The organism is Curtobacterium oceanosedimentum (genome assembly GCF_040545555.1).
GTDB lineage: Bacteria > Actinomycetota > Actinomycetes > Actinomycetales > Microbacteriaceae > Curtobacterium.
Window position 1 is genome coordinate 263,970 of the sequence record NZ_JBEPMD010000004.1, and the last position, 16,291, is coordinate 280,260.

12 protein-coding genes are annotated in these 16,291 nt (G+C 70.8%); 8 read left to right on the forward strand and 4 right to left on the reverse strand.

The annotated features are described in order from the left end of the window. Window positions 1-69 precede the first annotated feature (69 nt). A complete protein-coding gene (ppgK, locus tag ABIC52_RS06425) occupies window positions 70-819 on the reverse strand; it encodes a polyphosphate--glucose phosphotransferase (RefSeq protein WP_058729958.1) in 750 nt (249 codons plus the stop codon). A 28-nt stretch (window positions 820-847) separates the two neighbouring features. After that, window positions 848-1,711 carry a type I methionyl aminopeptidase gene (map, locus tag ABIC52_RS06430; RefSeq protein WP_126892659.1) on the reverse strand — a complete coding sequence of 288 codons (864 nt, stop codon included), beginning with the start codon at window positions 1,709-1,711 and terminating at the stop codon, window positions 848-850. A gap of 478 nt (window positions 1,712-2,189) precedes the next feature. On the opposite strand from map, the gene ABIC52_RS06435 reads away from it, so the two are divergent. The 6 genes from ABIC52_RS06435 (at window position 2,190) to ABIC52_RS06460 (ending at window position 11,827) form a co-directional block, all read left to right on the forward strand. Continuing rightward, complete coding sequence (locus tag ABIC52_RS06435) at window positions 2,190-2,369, forward strand: SPOR domain-containing protein (protein WP_058729959.1); 180 nt, start codon at window positions 2,190-2,192, stop codon at window positions 2,367-2,369. A 36-nt stretch (window positions 2,370-2,405) separates the two neighbouring features. Then, window positions 2,406-3,743 (forward strand): type I glutamate--ammonia ligase, encoded by a 1,338-nt coding sequence (gene glnA, locus ABIC52_RS06440; protein WP_126892084.1) that lies wholly within the window; start codon window positions 2,406-2,408, stop codon window positions 3,741-3,743. A 21-nt stretch (window positions 3,744-3,764) separates the two neighbouring features. Then, window positions 3,765-6,737: a bifunctional [glutamine synthetase] adenylyltransferase/[glutamine synthetase]-adenylyl-L-tyrosine phosphorylase gene (locus ABIC52_RS06445; protein WP_126892083.1), complete on the forward strand. Its 2,973-nt coding sequence runs from the start codon at window positions 3,765-3,767 to the stop codon at window positions 6,735-6,737. 503 nt (window positions 6,738-7,240) lie between these two features. Continuing rightward, on the forward strand, window positions 7,241-8,866 hold the full coding sequence (locus ABIC52_RS06450; RefSeq protein ID WP_354026897.1) for a glycosyltransferase family 2 protein: 1,626 nt from the start codon (window positions 7,241-7,243) through the stop codon (window positions 8,864-8,866). Beyond that, window positions 8,859-10,406: a glycoside hydrolase family 26 protein gene (locus ABIC52_RS06455; RefSeq protein ID WP_354026898.1), complete on the forward strand. Its 1,548-nt coding sequence runs from the start codon at window positions 8,859-8,861 to the stop codon at window positions 10,404-10,406. Before ABIC52_RS06450 ends, ABIC52_RS06455 begins: the two co-directional genes overlap by 8 nt. Further along, window positions 10,403-11,827, forward strand: coding sequence for a UDP-glucose dehydrogenase family protein (locus ABIC52_RS06460; protein WP_354026899.1), 1,425 nt, complete (start codon window positions 10,403-10,405; stop codon window positions 11,825-11,827). Before ABIC52_RS06455 ends, ABIC52_RS06460 begins: the two co-directional genes overlap by 4 nt. 440 nt (window positions 11,828-12,267) lie before the next feature. Here ABIC52_RS06460 and glnA (ABIC52_RS06465) read toward each other — a convergent pair whose 3' ends face one another. Continuing rightward, entirely contained in the window at window positions 12,268-13,692 is a 1,425-nt protein-coding gene (gene glnA, locus ABIC52_RS06465) for a type I glutamate--ammonia ligase (RefSeq protein ID WP_092387442.1), read from the reverse strand. Between the two features lie 141 nt (window positions 13,693-13,833). On the opposite strand from glnA (ABIC52_RS06465), the gene ABIC52_RS06470 reads away from it, so the two are divergent. Further along, window positions 13,834-14,304: an RDD family protein gene (locus tag ABIC52_RS06470; protein ID WP_354026900.1), complete on the forward strand. Its 471-nt coding sequence runs from the start codon at window positions 13,834-13,836 to the stop codon at window positions 14,302-14,304. Between the two features lie 226 nt (window positions 14,305-14,530). Here the strand turns inward: ABIC52_RS06470 and ABIC52_RS06475 are convergent, their stop codons facing one another. Then, complete coding sequence (locus ABIC52_RS06475; RefSeq protein WP_058728606.1) at window positions 14,531-15,244, reverse strand: DUF4191 family protein; 714 nt, start codon at window positions 15,242-15,244, stop codon at window positions 14,531-14,533. A 127-nt stretch (window positions 15,245-15,371) separates the two neighbouring features. Here ABIC52_RS06475 and ABIC52_RS06480 point away from each other — a divergent pair, with 127 nt between their 5' ends. Next, window positions 15,372-16,259: a hypothetical protein gene (locus tag ABIC52_RS06480; protein WP_354026901.1), complete on the forward strand. Its 888-nt coding sequence runs from the start codon at window positions 15,372-15,374 to the stop codon at window positions 16,257-16,259. Window positions 16,260-16,291 lie beyond the last annotated feature (32 nt).

Genomic DNA, 16,291 nt, shown 5'->3' on the forward strand with positions numbered 1-16,291 from the left:
ATGCCGCTACCTGACCGATCGCACCCGGTCGACGGACCACGCGCGGCATGTCCTGCCCGCTCGCGGCCGCTACTTGCTCCGGGACGCCAGGGTCGCCGCGCCGATGATGCCGGCGTTGTTGCGGAGGGTCGCGGGGATGATGTCCGCCTGCAGGTCGAGCAGCGGCAGGAACTCCTCGTGGTGCTTCGACACGCCGCCGCCGACGACGAAGAGCTCGGGGGAGAGCAGTGCCTCGAGCGTCGAGTAGTACTTCTGCAGGCGCTTCGCCCAGTGCTTCCAGGACAGCTCGTCCCGCTCCTTCGCCGCGAACGAGGCCTTCGTCTCGGCGTCGTGCCCGTCGATCTCCAGGTGGCCGAGCTCCGAGTTGACGATGAGCACACCGTCGTTGATCAGCGCCGTGCCGATGCCGGTACCCAGGGTCGTGACCACGACGAGCCCGTCCTTGCCCTTCGCCGCACCGAACTGCTGCTCGGCGAACCCGGCGGCGTCGGCGTCGTTGACGAAGTGGATGGAGCGACCGAGTTCCTTCTCGAACAGCGCCTCGGCCTCGAAGCCGATCCACTTCTTCGACACGTTCGCGGCCGACATGGTCTTGCCGTCGCGGACGATCGCCGGGAAGCAGACCCCGACGGGCACGTCCGCAGCCGGGGCGAGCTCGTCGAGGATCGACTTCGCCACCGCGACGATGTCGTGCGGCTTGCCGCCCTCGGGAGTGGCCTTCTTGATCCGGTCGGTCGTCAGCTCGCCGGTGGCGACGTCGACGATCGCGCCCTTGATGCCCGTACCGCCGATGTCGACGCCGACTGCGAGGGAGGTCATGAGAAGCGGTGCCTTTCGAGAGTGACCGTCAGGAGACGGTGAGGAGTTCCGCGCCGCGCTCGGTGACGACGAGGGTGTGTTCGAACTGTGCGGTCCAGGACTTGTCGCGCGTGCTGACGGTCCAGTCGTCCGACCAGATGTCGGCCTCGATGCCGCCGAGCGTGAGCATGGGCTCGATGGTGAACACCATCCCCGGCTCCATGACGTCGTCGAAGCGGGGCGCGTCGTAGTGGGGGATGATCAGCCCGGAGTGGAACGCCCGGCCGACGCCGTGGCCCGTGTAGTCACGGACGACGCCGTAGCCGAAACGCTTCGCGTAGGCCTCGATCGCCCGCCCGATGACGTTGACCTGGCGCCCGGGCGCCACGGCCTTGATCCCGCGCTCGAGCGCGGTGCGGGTCCGGTCCACCAGGTCCTGGACCTCCTGCGAGGCCTGCCCGACGACGAACGTGCGGTTCGTGTCGCCGTGCATGCCGTCCTTGTAGGCGGTGATGTCGATGTTGACCAGGTCACCCTCCTGCAGCACGGTGTCGTCCGGGATCCCGTGGCAGATGACCTCGTTGAGGCTCGAGCAGAGCGACTTCGGGTACCCGCGGTAGCCGAGCGTCGAGGGGTAGGCGCCGTGCGACACGACGAACTCGTGCCCGATCCGGTCGAGCTCGTCCGTGGTGATCCCGGGGCGGATGGCCTCGCCGACGGCGTCGATGGCCTGCGAGGCGATGCGTCCGGCCGTCCGGATGCGCTCGACCTCGTCCGGGGTGTAGGTGTCGCCGAGGCCGTGCTCGTGCGGCTCCGCACGCCCGACGTACTCAGGACGCTCGATGTCCTTCGGCACGGGGCGCTGGGGGGAGATCCGGCCGGCGGTCAGGTGTCCGTGTGCGTCCCGGGGCATGCCGACCACTCTAACCGGGTGCGGCGCGCGGTCGTCCCGCCGGCCCCCCGGGTGTCCGCGCGGCACGGCTCGGGCATCACTCGTCGAGACGCCAGCGTGCGCGCGGGAGCCCGAGCGGCACGTGCGCGGGACGCCGGCGTCGGCGCGAGACGCCCCGTCGGTGACGAGACGCCGCCCGGTGCCCCGGCGACGCCCCCGCCTCGAACCCGCCCTCGGACGCGCCCGCGCAGCGCCCCGCGCCAGCCGCGACGGCCTGGAGGCGCGGTGTCGACCCGCCGGACCGGCACCGCGCCTCCAGGCCGTCGCCGGCACCGCCACCGCCCGACCGGTCCCCGCTCCGCGACTCCGCGAGTCTCGAGCTGAGCGACCGATCGCGCGCCCTGACCCGCGAGAACTGTCGCGCAGCCCGAGACTCGGCTGCGCACCTGCCGCGGGCCGCACCCGGGCACCGCCGCACCCCCGTGGGTACGGTGGCGCCATGAGCGACGAACGCATCGAGTCCCAGTGGTGGTTCAACGAGAAGACGCACGAGGTGGAGCAGGGCCCGCAGTCGCCGCAGCGCGACCGGATCGGCCCGTTCGACACGCGTGAGGAAGCGCAACACGCCCTGGACCGCATCAAGGCGAACAACGAGCGCTGGGACGACGAGGACCAATAGGCTGGAGGCCCCAGCAGCACCACGGAAAGGGCGTCCATGGACAAGCAGACGGACTTCGTGCTCCGCACCATCGAGGAGCGGGGCATCAAGTTCATCCGACTCTGGTTCACCGACGTCATCGGCACGCTGAAGTCCGTCGCGATCGCCCCGGCCGAGGTCGAGGGCGCCTTCGCGGAGGGCATCGGGTTCGACGGTTCCGCGATCGAGGGCCTGACGCGGTCCTACGAGGCCGACGTCCTGGCGCACCCGGACCCCTCGACGTTCCAGATCCTGCCGTGGCGGGGCGAGGTCGACCCGACCGCGCGGATGTTCTGCGACATCACGACGCCCGACGGTCAGCCCGCGGTGGCCGATCCGCGCAACGTGCTGAAGCGGACGCTGGCGAAGGCGAGCGACCGTGGGTTCACCTTCTACACGCACCCCGAGATCGAGTTCTACCTGCTGAAGAGCCGCGACTGGGCGGACGGCGGCCCGCAGCCCGTCGACCAGGCCGGCTACTTCGACAACGTCCCCGGCGGCAGCGCCCACGACTTCCGCCGCCGCTCGGTGCGGATGCTCGAGGACCTCGGCATCTCGGTGGAGTTCTCCCACCACGAGGCCGGGCCGGGGCAGAACGAGATCGACCTCCGCTACGCCGACGCGCTGACGATGGCGGACAACATCATGACCTTCCGCACGGTGGTGAAGGAGGTCGCGATCGAGCAGGGCGTCTACGCGACCTTCATGCCGAAGCCCCTGTCGGGTCAGCCGGGCTCCGGCATGCACACGCACGTCTCGCTCTTCGAAGGCGACCAGAACGCCTTCTACGAGGCCGGTGGCGAGTACCAGCTGTCCCAGACGGCCAAGCACTTCATCGCGGGTGTGCTGCAGCACGCGCCGGAGATCACCGCGGTGACGAACCAGTTCGTCAACTCGTACAAGCGCCTGTGGGGCGGTGACGAGGCCCCGTCCTTCGTGACCTGGGGCCACAACAACCGTTCGGCGCTCGTCCGCGTGCCGCTGTACAAGCCGAACAAGGGCCAGTCCGCCCGCGTCGAGTACCGCGGCATCGACTCCGCCGCGAACCCGTACCTGGCGTACTCGCTGCTCCTCGCGGCGGGCCTCAAGGGCATCGACGAGGGCTACGAGCTCCCGCCGGAGGCCGAGGACAACGTCTGGAGCCTGTCCGACGCCGAGCGCAAGGCCCTCGGCTACAAGCAGCTCCCGGCCAGCCTCGACCACGCGCTCGGTCTGATGGAGGACTCGGAGCTCGTCGCCGAGACCCTGGGCGAGCAGGTCTTCAACTTCGTGCTGCTCAACAAGCGGCAGGAGTGGAAGGCCTACCGCGACCAGGTGACGCCGTTCGAGCTCCGCACCAACCTCGGCGCGCTCTAGCAGCCGCCGGGAGCGCCACGCATGACCGGTCGGACGAGGACGTCCCGTTCCGAGATGGCCCGCCTGGGCTTCGCGGAGCTGTCCGAGAGCCTGGAACGGATCGCCGGCCTGGAGGCGCGGTTCGGCCCCGACGTGCGGGTGCCGGTCACCGACGCCCCGGCGCTGTGGGAGTCCACGGCCGATCCCGACGGCGCGCTCCGGCTGCTCGAGCGGCTGCTCGAGCGTGCGCCGGACGAGCTCCGGCCGGTCCTGGCGGACACGGCTGCCACGGAGCGGCTCGTCCGACTGCTCGGTGCGTCGACGGGCCTCGGCGAGTTCCTGCACCGCCGGCCGACGGAGATCGCCCTGCTGCTCGAACCGGTCGCCGCGCCGTGGTCGCAGGAGGCGTACACGGCGTCGCTTGCCGAGGCGGTGGCCGACACGACCGGTGAGGACGCCCGGCTCCGGCTCCGCGTGCGCTACCGGCGGCACCTGGCGCAGATCGCCCTGTTCGACGTGCTGCACCCCGCCCCGACCGAGGTGTTCCCGGCCGTCGCCGCGGGGCTCGCCGACCTGGCGGGCGCGGCGCTCGAGGCGGCGGTCGCCGTCGCCCGACGCGAGGTCCCGTTCCCCGCCGCCGACGTCGAGGCCACCCCGCTCGCCGTGATCGGCATGGGGAAGGCCGGCGCCCGCGAGCTCAACTACGTCAGCGACGTCGACGTCATCTTCGTCACCGAGCCGACCCGCGACGACGATGCGGACACCGGCGTCGGCACCGACCGGGCCGTCCTCATCGCGACGCGCCTGGCCATCGCGGCGACGCACGCGATCACCGACCTCGCGGCCGAGCCCGCGCTGTGGGAGGTCGACGCGAACCTCCGGCCGGAGGGCAAGGACGGCGCGCTCGTCCGGACGCTCGACTCGCACGTGGCCTACTACGAGCGCTGGGCGAAGGGGTGGGAGTTCCAGGCGCTGCTCAAGGCGCGGCCGATCGCCGGCAGCCGAGACCTGGGGGAGCGGTACGCGGCCGCGGTCGCCCCCTTCGTGTGGAGTTCCGCCGGTCGGCCCGGGTTCGTCGAGTCGGTCCAACGGATGCGGGAGCGGGTCACCGACCACATCCCCGACGACGAGGTCGACCGGCAGATCAAGCTCGGACCCGGCGGCCTGCGCGACGTCGAGTTCACCGTGCAGCTGCTGCAGCTCGTGCACGGCCGCGACGACGAGTCCGTGCGGGTCCGCTCCACCCTCGAGGCGATGGACGCCCTGGCCGCCGCCGGGTACGTCGGCCGTCCCGAGGCGGCACGCTTCGGGCCCGACTACGCCCTGCTGCGCCTGCTCGAGCACCGCATCCAGCTCCGGCGGCTGCAGCGCACGCACCTGATGCCCGCGGACGAGGACGAGCTGCGGGTGCTCGCCCGGTCGACCGGTCTCGCGACCTCGGCCGCTGCGCTGGAGCAGCGGTGGCGTGGCGTGAAGCTCGAGGTCCGCGGGCTGCACGAGCGGCTGTTCTACCGTCCGCTGCTCTCCGCGGTCGCGGCGACCGACGGCGACATCGTGCTGACGAACGACCAGGCGGCGGACCGGCTCGGGGCGATCGGCTTCGCGGACCCGGCCGGCGCCCTCGGCCACATCCGTGCGCTGACCCAGGGCACGAGCCGACGTGCGGCCATCCAGCGGAACCTGCTGCCGGTGCTCCTGCGGTGGATGGCGGAGGGGCCGGCTCCGGACCGGGCGCTCCTGGCCTTCCGTCGCCTCAGCGACACCCTGGGGGAGTCGAGCTGGTTCCTCCGCATGCTCCGCGACTCGTCGGGCGCCGCGCACTCCCTGACGACCGTGTTGTCCGAGTCGGCGTTCCTCGCCGGTCTGCTCGAACGGTTCCCCGAGGCGGTCGCCTGGCTCGACGAGCCGGACGCGCTGCTCCGACCGAGGCCCCTCGCGTCGCTCCTCGCCGAGCACTCCGCGACGACCGCGCGCCACGGCGCCGACGTCGACGGCGCCGCCGCCCTCGTGCGGTCCGCCCGACGACGTGAGACCCTGCGGCTCGGCATGGCGGCCGTCCTCGGTCACCTGGACGTCGACGCGCTCGGCCCGGCGCTGTCCGACGTCACCGAGGCGACCCTCGCCGGTGCGCTCGCCCTCGCCCGACGGGACGCCCCGCCCGGGCTCGCGTTCGGCATCGTCGCGATGGGACGGTTCGGCGGTCGGGAGCTCGGCTTCGGGTCCGACGCCGACCTCCTCTACGTGTACCGGGCGTCCGGGGACCTCGCGCCGGAGCAGGCCTCGCGCGCCGCGCAGACGATCGTGCGCGAGCTGTCGCGGCTGACCGACGACGCGATCCACCCGTTCGAGCTCGACACCGACCTGCGGCCGGAGGGCAAGAACGGACCCGTCGTCCGCACGCTCGAGTCGTACGGCGCCTACTACGCCCGGTGGTCGCTGACGTGGGAGGCGCAGGCGCTCCTCCGGGCCCGCGGCGCCGTCGGCGACGACGCCCTGCTCCGCGACTTCGAGCACCTCGCCGACGGCACGCGGTACCCCGAGCGCATCGACGAGCAGGCGGTCCGCGAGGTCCGGCGCATCAAGGCTCGGGTCGAGTCCGAGCGGCTGCCGCGCGGGGCGGACCCGGCGCGGCACCTCAAGCTCGGCCGCGGGTCGCTCAGCGACGTGGAGTGGTTCGTCCAGCTGCTGCAACTGCAGCACGCGACGACCGTGCCGGGGCTGCGGACGACGTCGACGCTCGAGGCCCTCGACGCCGCCACCGCCGCCGGGCTCGTCGCACCGGAGGACGCCGAACGCCTCGGTGCCGCCTGGCGCTTCGCCTCCCGCACCCGGAGTGCGCTCGTGCTCTGGTCGGGGAAGACCACCGACGTGCTGCCCGTCGACCGCGTGCAGCTCGAGGGGATCGCGCGGCTGATGGAGTACCCGCCGGGCTCGGCGTCGCGGCTCGAGGACGACTACCTCGGGGTCACCCGACGCGCTCGCCAGGTGTTCGAGCGGGAGTTCTACGGCGCCTGAGCGCCCCACGACACGCCCGAGACGACGTCGGCCGCGGAACGTGACGTGTCGTCGATGATGAAATCTCCGCGTCGCGCGGTGTCCCCCGGGGGCAGGTGTGCTGTACCCCGCGACGATCGATCCGCCGGGTCGTGACCGGACCGTGATCGACAGTCGACGAGGTCGTGGCGAGCCGAGATGACCAGGTGACCCCTGAACAGGGGTAAGGGGCGTCTGATCTGGGGTTCCCCTGAGAACCGCTTCGCGCCTCCCGGCCGGTCGACGCTCGGTGTTGCGTGCTGCAGGACGGTGGACCGGTCCACCTTCCTGCTGTCAGCAGCAGTGCGGACAACGGCGTCACCGCGTGAGGGGGACCGAGTTGTACCCCGTCACGTGCTGGAAACACCCCCGGACAGGGGTCGCGTTGCGGCGACACCCAGCTTCTGTCTCAATGGGCTCACCCGAACCGCCCACGGTTCCTCGATGAAGCGGAATCCCCACCTCGAACGTTGAAGCAGGGATCGATGTTCACCTTCATTCTGCAGATCCGGCAGATGGTCGACGGGCACCCCGAGTTCTACCTGTTCGCCGTGTACTCCGCGGTGATCTGGTTGCTCTGGCTGCTCAAGGTCGTCCTGTCCGCCCGCTACCGCCCCTTCACCGGCACCTACACCGGCACCACCAGCGTGGTCGTCCCCGTCGTCGACGAGCCGATCGACCTCTTCCGCGACGTGATCGGCCGCATGGTCGAACAGGGTCCCGGCGAGATCATCGTCGTGATCAACGGCGCGAGGAACGAGGCGCTGGAGCAGGTGTGCGACGAGTTCACCCCGCTCGTCCGCTGGACCCACACGCCCATCCCGGGCAAGCGCAACGCCGTCAAGGTCGGCACCGAGATGTCCACCGGTGACATCACCGTGCTCGTCGACTCCGACACGGTGTGGACGCCCGGCACCCTCGACGAGCTGCTCAAGCCCTTCGCCGACGAGTCCGTCGGCGGGGTCACCACCCGCCAGCGCATCCTCGAGCCGACCCGCTCGTGGATCACCCGCTGGGCCGACTGGCTCGAGAACTCGCGGGCGCTCTACTCGATGCCGGCGCAGAGCGTGCTCGGCCAGATCGGGTGCCTGCCGGGCCGGACGATCGCGTTCCGCCGGAACATCCTCGTCCGGGTCATGGACCGGTTCATGCACGAGAAGTTCATGGGGGTGTTCCTCGAGGTGTCCGACGACCGGACCCTGACGAACCTGACCCTCAAGGAGGGCTACCGGACCGTGTACCAGTACACGTCGCTGGTCTACACGGACGCTCCGCTGCAGGTGAAGAAGCTGTTCAAGCAGCAGCTCCGCTGGGCGCGCGGCTCGCAGTACAACACGCTGCGGATGCTGCCGTGGATGCTCGGGCACGCGCCGATCCTGGCGGTCTTCTTCCTGACCGACATCATCCTGCCGTTCATGCTCTTCGGTGTGATCGCCGGCTGGATCTACCGCGCCGTGACCGGGCAGGGCGAGAACCTGTACCAGGGCATCCTGCAGCAGTACGGCTTCTCGACGGGGTTCGTCTACGTCGCCGGACTCATGGTCGTGTCGAGCGTGCTGAGCATGGCGATCCGACAGATGCGGCACCTGGCCGAGAAGCCGAGCGACTTCTTCCGCCTGCCGATGTTCATCATCGTGTCGACGTTCTTCCTCATGCCGATCCGCCTCATCGGCTTCTTCCGATTGGCGCACGCGTCCGGCTGGGGGACCCGCGCCGGAGCCTACGCCGGCGGGCCGATGGAGGAGGACCCGGCGGACGCCGTCCAGCCGAACGCACTCGGGGCACCGCCGGTCAGTCCGGTCGACGCCGGGCTGCCGCCGGTGGACCGCACCGACGTCGTCCGCTCGCGTGTGGAGGCGGACGCCGCCCGCTCGCGCGTCGGCGGCGACGACCAGGCCGCGGCCGACCGCGCGTTCGACGAGCTCTTCGGGGCCGACGTCACGACGAACTCGACCGCGACGGTGCTCGCCACGCGACGGTCGGCGGCCGTGGCGGCGTCGGCGCCCGCTCGTCCGGCGGTCACCAAGGCCCGTCGTGTCAATCCCTACGCGGCGATCCCGTACCTGATCGGGTTCGCGGTCTTCGCACTGGAGGCGTTCCTCATTGTCTGACCTCATCCGTTCCACCAGCACGTGGTGGGCACAGTCCAGCAAGCACGCTCGCCGTACCGCCGTCGGCACGGCCGCGATCGTCCTGGTGCTCGGCCTGATCACGTGGACCGTCTGGGTCTCGCCGGCCGGCCCCGTGTCGAGTGCCGTGCAGACCGCCCTCGGCGTCACCCCGCCGAAGGCGAAGCAGCCCACCGCCGCCGAGCTCAGTGCGAAGCTCGACGCCGCGCAGCGGACCATCTGGCAGCTCGAGGGCAAGCTCGACTCGTCGGGAGCCCAGGCCGGTTCCCGGGCCGAGGAGATCACCCGCCTCAAGGCGCAGATCGCCTCGCTGCAGTCCGACCTCGGTGCGGCGACGAGCGGCGGGAAGGCGTCGGCAGCCGGGTCGGGCTCGGGCGGGGGCGCTGCCGGCTCCTCCTCCGCCGGGAAGGGCTCGGGCGGGGGCGCCGCGGGGAACCCCGCCGGTGGTGCCGGCGGGAGCTCCGGCTCCGGCGCGTCCGGCGGGACCGGTGGGAACGCCGGCACCTCGAAGGACCCGGTCGCGTCCGAGCCGATCACGACCCCGACCAAGGCACAGATCCTCGGCCAGCAGTCCCGCTGGTACGGGCTCTACACGACGCAGTCCCCGTTCAACTGGGCAGAGTACGACCGCGTCACGCAGGAGGTCGGCCGTGCCACGAACATGGTGGGGTACTTCCAGGGCTTCGACCAGGACTTCAACGCGAGCGCCGTCCAGCGGTCGTGGGCGAACGGCCGCCTGCCGATGATGACGTGGGAGACCGTTCCCGCGAAGACCGGCAACGACCAGCCGTACGTCGAGGGCTACACGAACCAGGACATCGTCTCCGGGAAGTTCGACGACTACCTCGCGTCCTACGCGTCGGCGCTGAAGGCGAACGGCATGCCCGTCGTCATCCGCCTCGACCACGAGATGAACGGCCAGTGGTACAACTGGTCCGAGGGGTCGAAGCAGCAGAACGCGCCGGGCTCGTACGTCGCGATGTGGAAGCACGTGCACGACGTCTTCCAGGCCAACGGGGCGAACGACTACGTCATCTGGAACTGGTCGCCGTCGCGCATCGACAAGCTCGGCAACGCGACGTACCAGACGCTCGACTACATGCGGCAGTACTACCCGGGCGCGGACTACGTCGACTGGGTCGGCATGAGCGGCTACTACCGCACGGCCACCGAGCAGCCCACGTTCCAGAACACCTTCGGCGCCACCCTCGCGCAGATCCGTCAGGTCGCTCCCGGCAAGCACATCTTGCTGAACGAGATCGGCGCGACCGAGACCGGGGGCACCGTCTCGGACAGCCAGAAGTCGCAGTGGATCGCCTCGCTCTTCGACGCCCTCGCCGATCCCGCCAACCGCGACGTCATCGGCTTCGCGTACTTCAGCCAGGTGGCCACCACCATCGTGGACGGCACCCGCACCACCAATGACTGGCGCCTCGACTCCCGCGCCGACAGCCTGGCGACCTTCGCCGAGGGCATCGCCCGCACCGACACCGACTACGACCTGCAGGAGGTCAAGCAGTGACCGCTCAGAAGAAGACCGATGCCGCCGACGTGCGGCCGGCTCCCGTCATCAGCGTCATCGGCACCGGGTACCTCGGCGCCACCCACGCGGCCGCCATGGCCGAGATGGGCTTCGAGACCATCGGCGTGGACGTCGACCCCGCGAAGCTCGCCGCCCTGTCCGCCGGCGAGGTGCCGTTCTACGAGCCCGGCCTGCCCGAACTCATCACGAAGCACGTCGCCACCGGGAAGCTCCGCTTCACGGCCGACCTCGCCGAGGCCGTCGCCGCGGCGGACGTCCACTTCGTGTGCGTCGGCACGCCGCAGAAGGCCGGGTCGCACGCTGCGAACCTGACCTACGTCGAGGCCGCGACCCGCGGGGTCGCCGAGCACCTCACCCACCCCGGGCTCATCGTCGGCAAGTCCACCGTGCCCGTGGGGACCGCCGAGCGGCTGCGCGGCATCGTCCGCGAGTTCAGCCCCGCCGCCATCCAGGCCGAACTCGTCTGGAACCCGGAGTTCCTCCGCGAGGGCAAGGCCGTCGACGACACCCTCCACCCGGACCGCCTGGTCTGGGGCGGCGCCTCGGCCGCGGCGGACGCCGTGATCCGTGAGGTCTACGCCGCACCGATCGCCGAGGGCACGCCGGTCATCTCGACCGACCTCGCGACCGCCGAGCTCGTGAAGGTCAGCGCGAACGCGTTCCTCGCGACGAAGATCTCGTTCATCAACGCAATCTCCGAGATGTGCGCGATCACCGGAGCCGACGTCACGACGCTCGCCGACGCGCTCGGGCACGACGTCCGCATCGGCAGGAAGTTCCTGAACGCCGGGCTCGGCTTCGGAGGCGGCTGCCTGCCGAAGGACATCCGCGCGCTCATGCACCGCGCGAACGAGATCGGCGCCGGTCGGGTCGTCGGGCTCATGCAGCAGGTCGACGAGATCAACATGGGGCAGCGCGAGCGGGTGATCGACATGACGATCGAGGCGCTCGGGGGCTCGGTGCTGAACCGCCGCGTGGCCGTGGTCGGCGCCGCGTTCAAGCCGCTCACCGATGACGTCCGCGACTCCCCGGCGCTCAACGTGGCGGCCGCGCTGCATCTCCGGGGTGCGCAGGTCACGCTGTGGGACCCGGAGGCGAACGAGACCGCCCGGCGGTCCTTCCCGACGCTGTCCTACGCCGCCACGAAGGAGGACGCCGTCGAGGGTGCCGACGTCGTGCTCGTCCTGACCGAGTGGGACGAGGTCGTGCAGGCGTCACCCGTGGCGCTCGGATTGCTCGTCGGACGTCGCGTCGTCATCGACGCGCGCAACTGCCTCCCGGTCGCCGACTGGGTCGAGGCGGGGTGGTCCGTCCGTTCCCTGGGGCGGCCCACGCCGGTCACGGGTGCACCCGTGAGCGTGGCGGCGGGGGCGAACGACGTGCTGGCCACAGGGCGGTAGTCGTCACCGCCAGGAGCGGGGTCCGTGCCGGGGCGGCGCGGGCCCCGCTCTCGCGTGCCCGGGGCAGCCTGGCCGTTCCGGGCGTACCTGGTTGTTCCGGGCGTACCTGGTGCTGCGGTCCGACCAGGTACGCTCGTTCCCGCTTGCCATCCTCACTGTGATGGGAAGGAACGGGCGGGTAGTGGCGCGACGGTCTGGAGGCCCGGTGCCGGTACGCCGAATCGGCACCGGGCCTCCAGGCGGTCCCGTCCACTGCCCGTGCGCCGTCGCGGACACGGCCGCGCGCCTCCCCGCCGATGACTCTCCGAAGGCGACAGTGCACCGCGAACGGTTCGCCGAACGCTGTCGCCTCAGCGGAGCACTCGCGTTCCCAGCGCGCGCCGTGTACGCGGAAGGGCCCCGCACCGTGTGGTGCGGGGCCCTTCCGAGGTGAGCGAGGGTCAGACGCCGAAGTACAGCTCGTACTCGAACGGGTGCGGACGCTGCGCGAGCGGGAGGATCTCGTTCTCACGCTTGTAGTCGATCCACGTCTGGATGAGGTCCTCGGTGAAGACGTTGCCCTTCGTGAGGAACTCGTGGTCCGCCTCGAGCGCGTCGAGCGCCTCGTCGAGGGAGCCCGGCACCTGCGGGATGCCCTTGGCCTCCTCCGGGGGGAGCTCGTAGAGGTCCTTGTCGACCGGCTCGTGCGGCTCGATGCGGTTCTGGATGCCGTCGAGGCCCGCCATCAGCTGCGCGGCGAACGCGAGGTACGGGTTGCCCGAAGCGTCCGGCGCGCGGAACTCGATGCGCTTCGCCTTCGGGTTCGTGCCGGTGATCGGGATGCGGATCGCGGCGGAGCGGTTGCCGGCCGAGTAGACCAGGTTGACCGGAGCCTCGAAGCCCTTGACCAGGCGGTGGTACGAGTTGATCGACGGGTTCGTGAACGCGAGCAGCGCCGGGGCGTGCTTCAGGATGCCGCCGATGTACCAACGAGCGAGGTCGGAGAGGCCGCCGTAGCCGTTCTCGTCGTAGAAGAGCGGCTTGCCGTCCGACCAGAGCGATTGGTGGGTGTGCATGCCCGAGCCGTTGTCACCGAAGAGCGGCTTCGGCATGAACGTGGCGACCTTGCCCCACTGGTCGGCCGTGTTCTTGACGATGTACTTGAACTTCAGGATGTCGTCCGCGGCGTGGACCATCGTGTCGAACTTGTAGTTGATCTCCTGCTGGCCGCCGGTGCCCACCTCGTGGTGCGAGCGCTCGAGCTCGAAGCCCGCCTCGATCAGCTTGAGGGTGATGTCGTCGCGCAGGTCCGCCGTCTTGTCGACGGGGGAGACCGGGAAGTAGCCGCCCTTGTACGGGGTCTTGTTCGCGAGGTTGCCGCCCTCTTCCTCGCGACCGGTGTTCCAGGCGCCCTCTTCCGAGTCGACCGAGTAGAACGACTTGTTCTGGGTGACGGAGTAGCGGACGTCGTCGAAGATGTAGAACTCGGCCTCGGGGGCGAAGAACGCGGTGTCCGCGATGCCCGTCGACGCGAGGTACTTCTCGGCCTTCTTCGCGACCTGGCGCGGGTCGCGGCCGTAGATCTCGCCGTTCCGCGGGTTGTAGATGTCGAAGATCATGATCAGCGTGCGCTCGGCGCGGAACTGGTCGATGTACGCCGTCGTCACGTCCGGGATGAGCTGCATGTCCGACTCGTGGATCGACGCGAAGCCGCGGATCGAGGAGCCGTCGAAGAGCTGTCCGACCGAGAAGAAGTCCTCGTCGACCGTCGACGCCGGGATGTTGAAGTGCTGCTGGACACCGGGCAGGTCCGTGAAGCGGATGTCGAGGAACTTGACGTCCGTGTCCTTGATGAAGGCGAGCACCTCGGAGGAATCGCTGAACATGTGTGTCGATCTCCTGGGGGGTAGGTGATGTCGGAGGTGCCGCGGGTGCACCCTCCGACGAGGCTATTGACACCGGGTTTCCCGGACATGACTGCATTGTTTCGTGCGTGTTACGGGCACGGAGTCGCCTACCCTTGAGGCATGGCCCGCAGCACCACCCCGCCCTCGGCGTCCTCGGCACACCCCGGTGGAGAGCACCCGGACGGCTGGCCGGGCAAGGACCTCGGGCTCCCGGAGGACGGTCCGCGCAGTGTCGGCCGCATCGGTCGTCGCGTGGTCGGACTGCTCGTCGACGGCATCCTCGCCGACCTCGTCGCCTACGTCACGGGCGTGTGGTCGCCGCTCGAGGGGTCCGGCGACATCGCGCACACCTGGATGCAGCTCGCGATCTTCGCCGCGCTGCAGGTCCTGTTCATCTGCACGCTCTCCGGGTCCTTCGGGCACGTCTGCGTGGGGCTCCGGGTCGTCCCGATCCGCGGCGGCTACGTCGGGGTGTGGCGACCGATCGTCCGGACGGTGCTGCTCTGCCTGGTCGTCCCGGCGCTCATCATCGACCGCGACAGCCGTGGCGCGCACGACCGCATCGCCGGGACGGTGCTCGTCCGGCGCTGACCCAGCAGGAGGGGCGCGCGGCGGGAAGGGTTCGTGGCGGGGCGCGAGCGGCCGGCGCGGCAGCGGCATCGGTCACGCGCGTCGTTCGAGGTCGCACCGGTCGATCGAGGCATGTGATGTCGGACGATGCACGCGTACGACTGCGCGCTGCACCCAGGAGTCCCGAACGCGACGACGCCCCCGACCTGGCACGGTCGGGGCGTCGTCGTGACGTCGTGCGGGACGGTCAGCGCGGCCGTCCGGCACGAGCCCGCATCGGGTCCATGCCCTTCGGGATCGCGGCCGCCGGGCTGTGCGTGAGGGAGTCGAGCCGGTTCGCGACCGCCAGGACCTCGTTGCGGTTCAGCGCCTTCTTGTACTTGTTCATCGCCCGCGGCAGCTTGTGCAGCGTCACGCCGTCCTCGTCGTCGTCGACGTGGACCACGTGCACGGGGACGTTCGGGACGATGCGCTGGACCTTGCGGCGCTCCTCGTCAACCTGACGCTTGAGGTTGCCGCGCTGCCCTTCGGTGATCAGGACGACGCCGGGGGTGCCGACCGCGCGGTAGACGGCAGCCTGCGACCGGCCGTGCACGGCGACGGGCATCTCGCTCGAACGCCACTGGCGACGCAGGGAGTTCGAGAGCACCGCACCGACGGCGCCGGGCTGGCCGGCGATCTGCGAGTACGCGGCGCGCTCCGCGAGACGACCGAGGACGATGAGGAAGAGCAGCACACCGAGCAGCACACCGGCGACGATCCACAGCGTGATCGCGAGCCAGTTCTGCCCCGGCAGGAGCAGCGCGAGCAGCACGCCCGCCACGACGGGGCCGACGAACGCCAGCAGGAACCACCAGACGGACTTCGGGTCGGCCCGACGGGTCATCGTGAAGACCTGGTACATCTGCTTGAGACGACCCGGCTCCTTCGCCGTCGTTGCTTGGGGAGTGCTGCGTGCCATGCGACCAGGATACGGCCTCGACCATCGCTCGTGGACCGCTGGGTACCAGGCTGTGGGCGAACGGCGCCGTCCACAGATCGTCCTCCCCGGCCGGGAGGCCCGCCCCGCCCCCGCGATGCTCGTCACCGTGACGACGACAGCAGACAGCATCCGGTGGTGCGGCACCCGTGACCCGGTCGCGTTCTCGAGGTGGGTCGCCGACCGCGCAGCCGGCGTCGGTCCGCACCTCGTGCCGGTGACGCGCGTCGGCAGGTGCCCCCGCGGGCACCTCGCGGCCGAGGTCCTGCACCCGAGCGCGCGGCCCCTCGAGGACGCCCTCGATGCGCTCGGCGTCCCGACCGAGGGCGTCGCGGTGACCCTCACGGTGCCCCTGCTCGAACTCGCGGCACGGGCACGATCCGGCAGCGTCGAACTGGGCGTCGTGCCCTTCGGAGCCGTGCGTGTCGACGAGGCCGGAGCGATCATCGTGGCCGACGATCCTCCCGGGGCAGCACCGGTCTGCACCGACCCGGTGCCACCTGGGCCAGTGCCACCGCAGCCAGTGCCACCGCAGCCGGCGCCGCCGGCCGGTCGTCCGGGATCGCGGCTGCCTCCACTGCCGCCGCCCGTCGACCTCGACGGCGCCGGTCAGCTCGTCACCGCCGCCCGAGCGGTGTGGGACCGCGTGGACGCTCGGTCCGGGGCACGCCACACCCTCGACCCCGTCCTCGATGCTGCTCGCAGCGGGGACGCCGGAACGATCGCCGAGGCGCTCGACCTCGTCGTCGGAGCCGCCCCGCCGAGGCCCGTGCGGTGGAGCAGACCCGCCTCCGTGTTCCTCGACGAGGAACCCGGCGCAGCCAGGCCCACGTCGATCGACGCCGGGGACGTCGTCGGGACGATGGCGCAGGTGGTGCGGGACCTCGTGGAGCGAGGAGTCCCGCTCGGTCGCGGACGACGGGTACCGGTCAGACACGTCGTGGTCGGCACCGTGGTCACCGGCGGGCTCGTCACCGCGATGACGAGCCTGCTCTGACGGAGCCAGGAGCCCCGAGCCCGGAGCCCGGA

Bases quoted from the DNA above. Each gene is read 5' to 3' on its own strand.
- ABIC52_RS06445 (WP_126892083.1), top strand. From the start codon at position 3,765: ATGACCGGTCGGACGAGGACGTCCCGTTCCGAGATGGCCCGCCTGGGC.
- ppgK (WP_058729958.1), bottom strand. From the start codon at position 819: ATGACCTCCCTCGCAGTCGGCGTCGACATCGGCGGTACGGGCATCAAG.
- ABIC52_RS06435 (WP_058729959.1), top strand. From the start codon at position 2,190: ATGAGCGACGAACGCATCGAGTCCCAGTGGTGGTTCAACGAGAAGACG.
- glnA (WP_092387442.1), bottom strand. From the start codon at position 13,692: ATGTTCAGCGATTCCTCCGAGGTGCTCGCCTTCATCAAGGACACGGAC.
- ABIC52_RS06470 (WP_354026900.1), top strand. From the start codon at position 13,834: ATGGCCCGCAGCACCACCCCGCCCTCGGCGTCCTCGGCACACCCCGGT.
- map (WP_126892659.1), bottom strand. From the start codon at position 1,711: ATGCCCCGGGACGCACACGGACACCTGACCGCCGGCCGGATCTCCCCC.
- ABIC52_RS06450 (WP_354026897.1), top strand. From the start codon at position 7,241: ATGTTCACCTTCATTCTGCAGATCCGGCAGATGGTCGACGGGCACCCC.
- glnA (WP_126892084.1), top strand. From the start codon at position 2,406: ATGGACAAGCAGACGGACTTCGTGCTCCGCACCATCGAGGAGCGGGGC.
- ABIC52_RS06475 (WP_058728606.1), bottom strand. From the start codon at position 15,244: ATGGCACGCAGCACTCCCCAAGCAACGACGGCGAAGGAGCCGGGTCGT.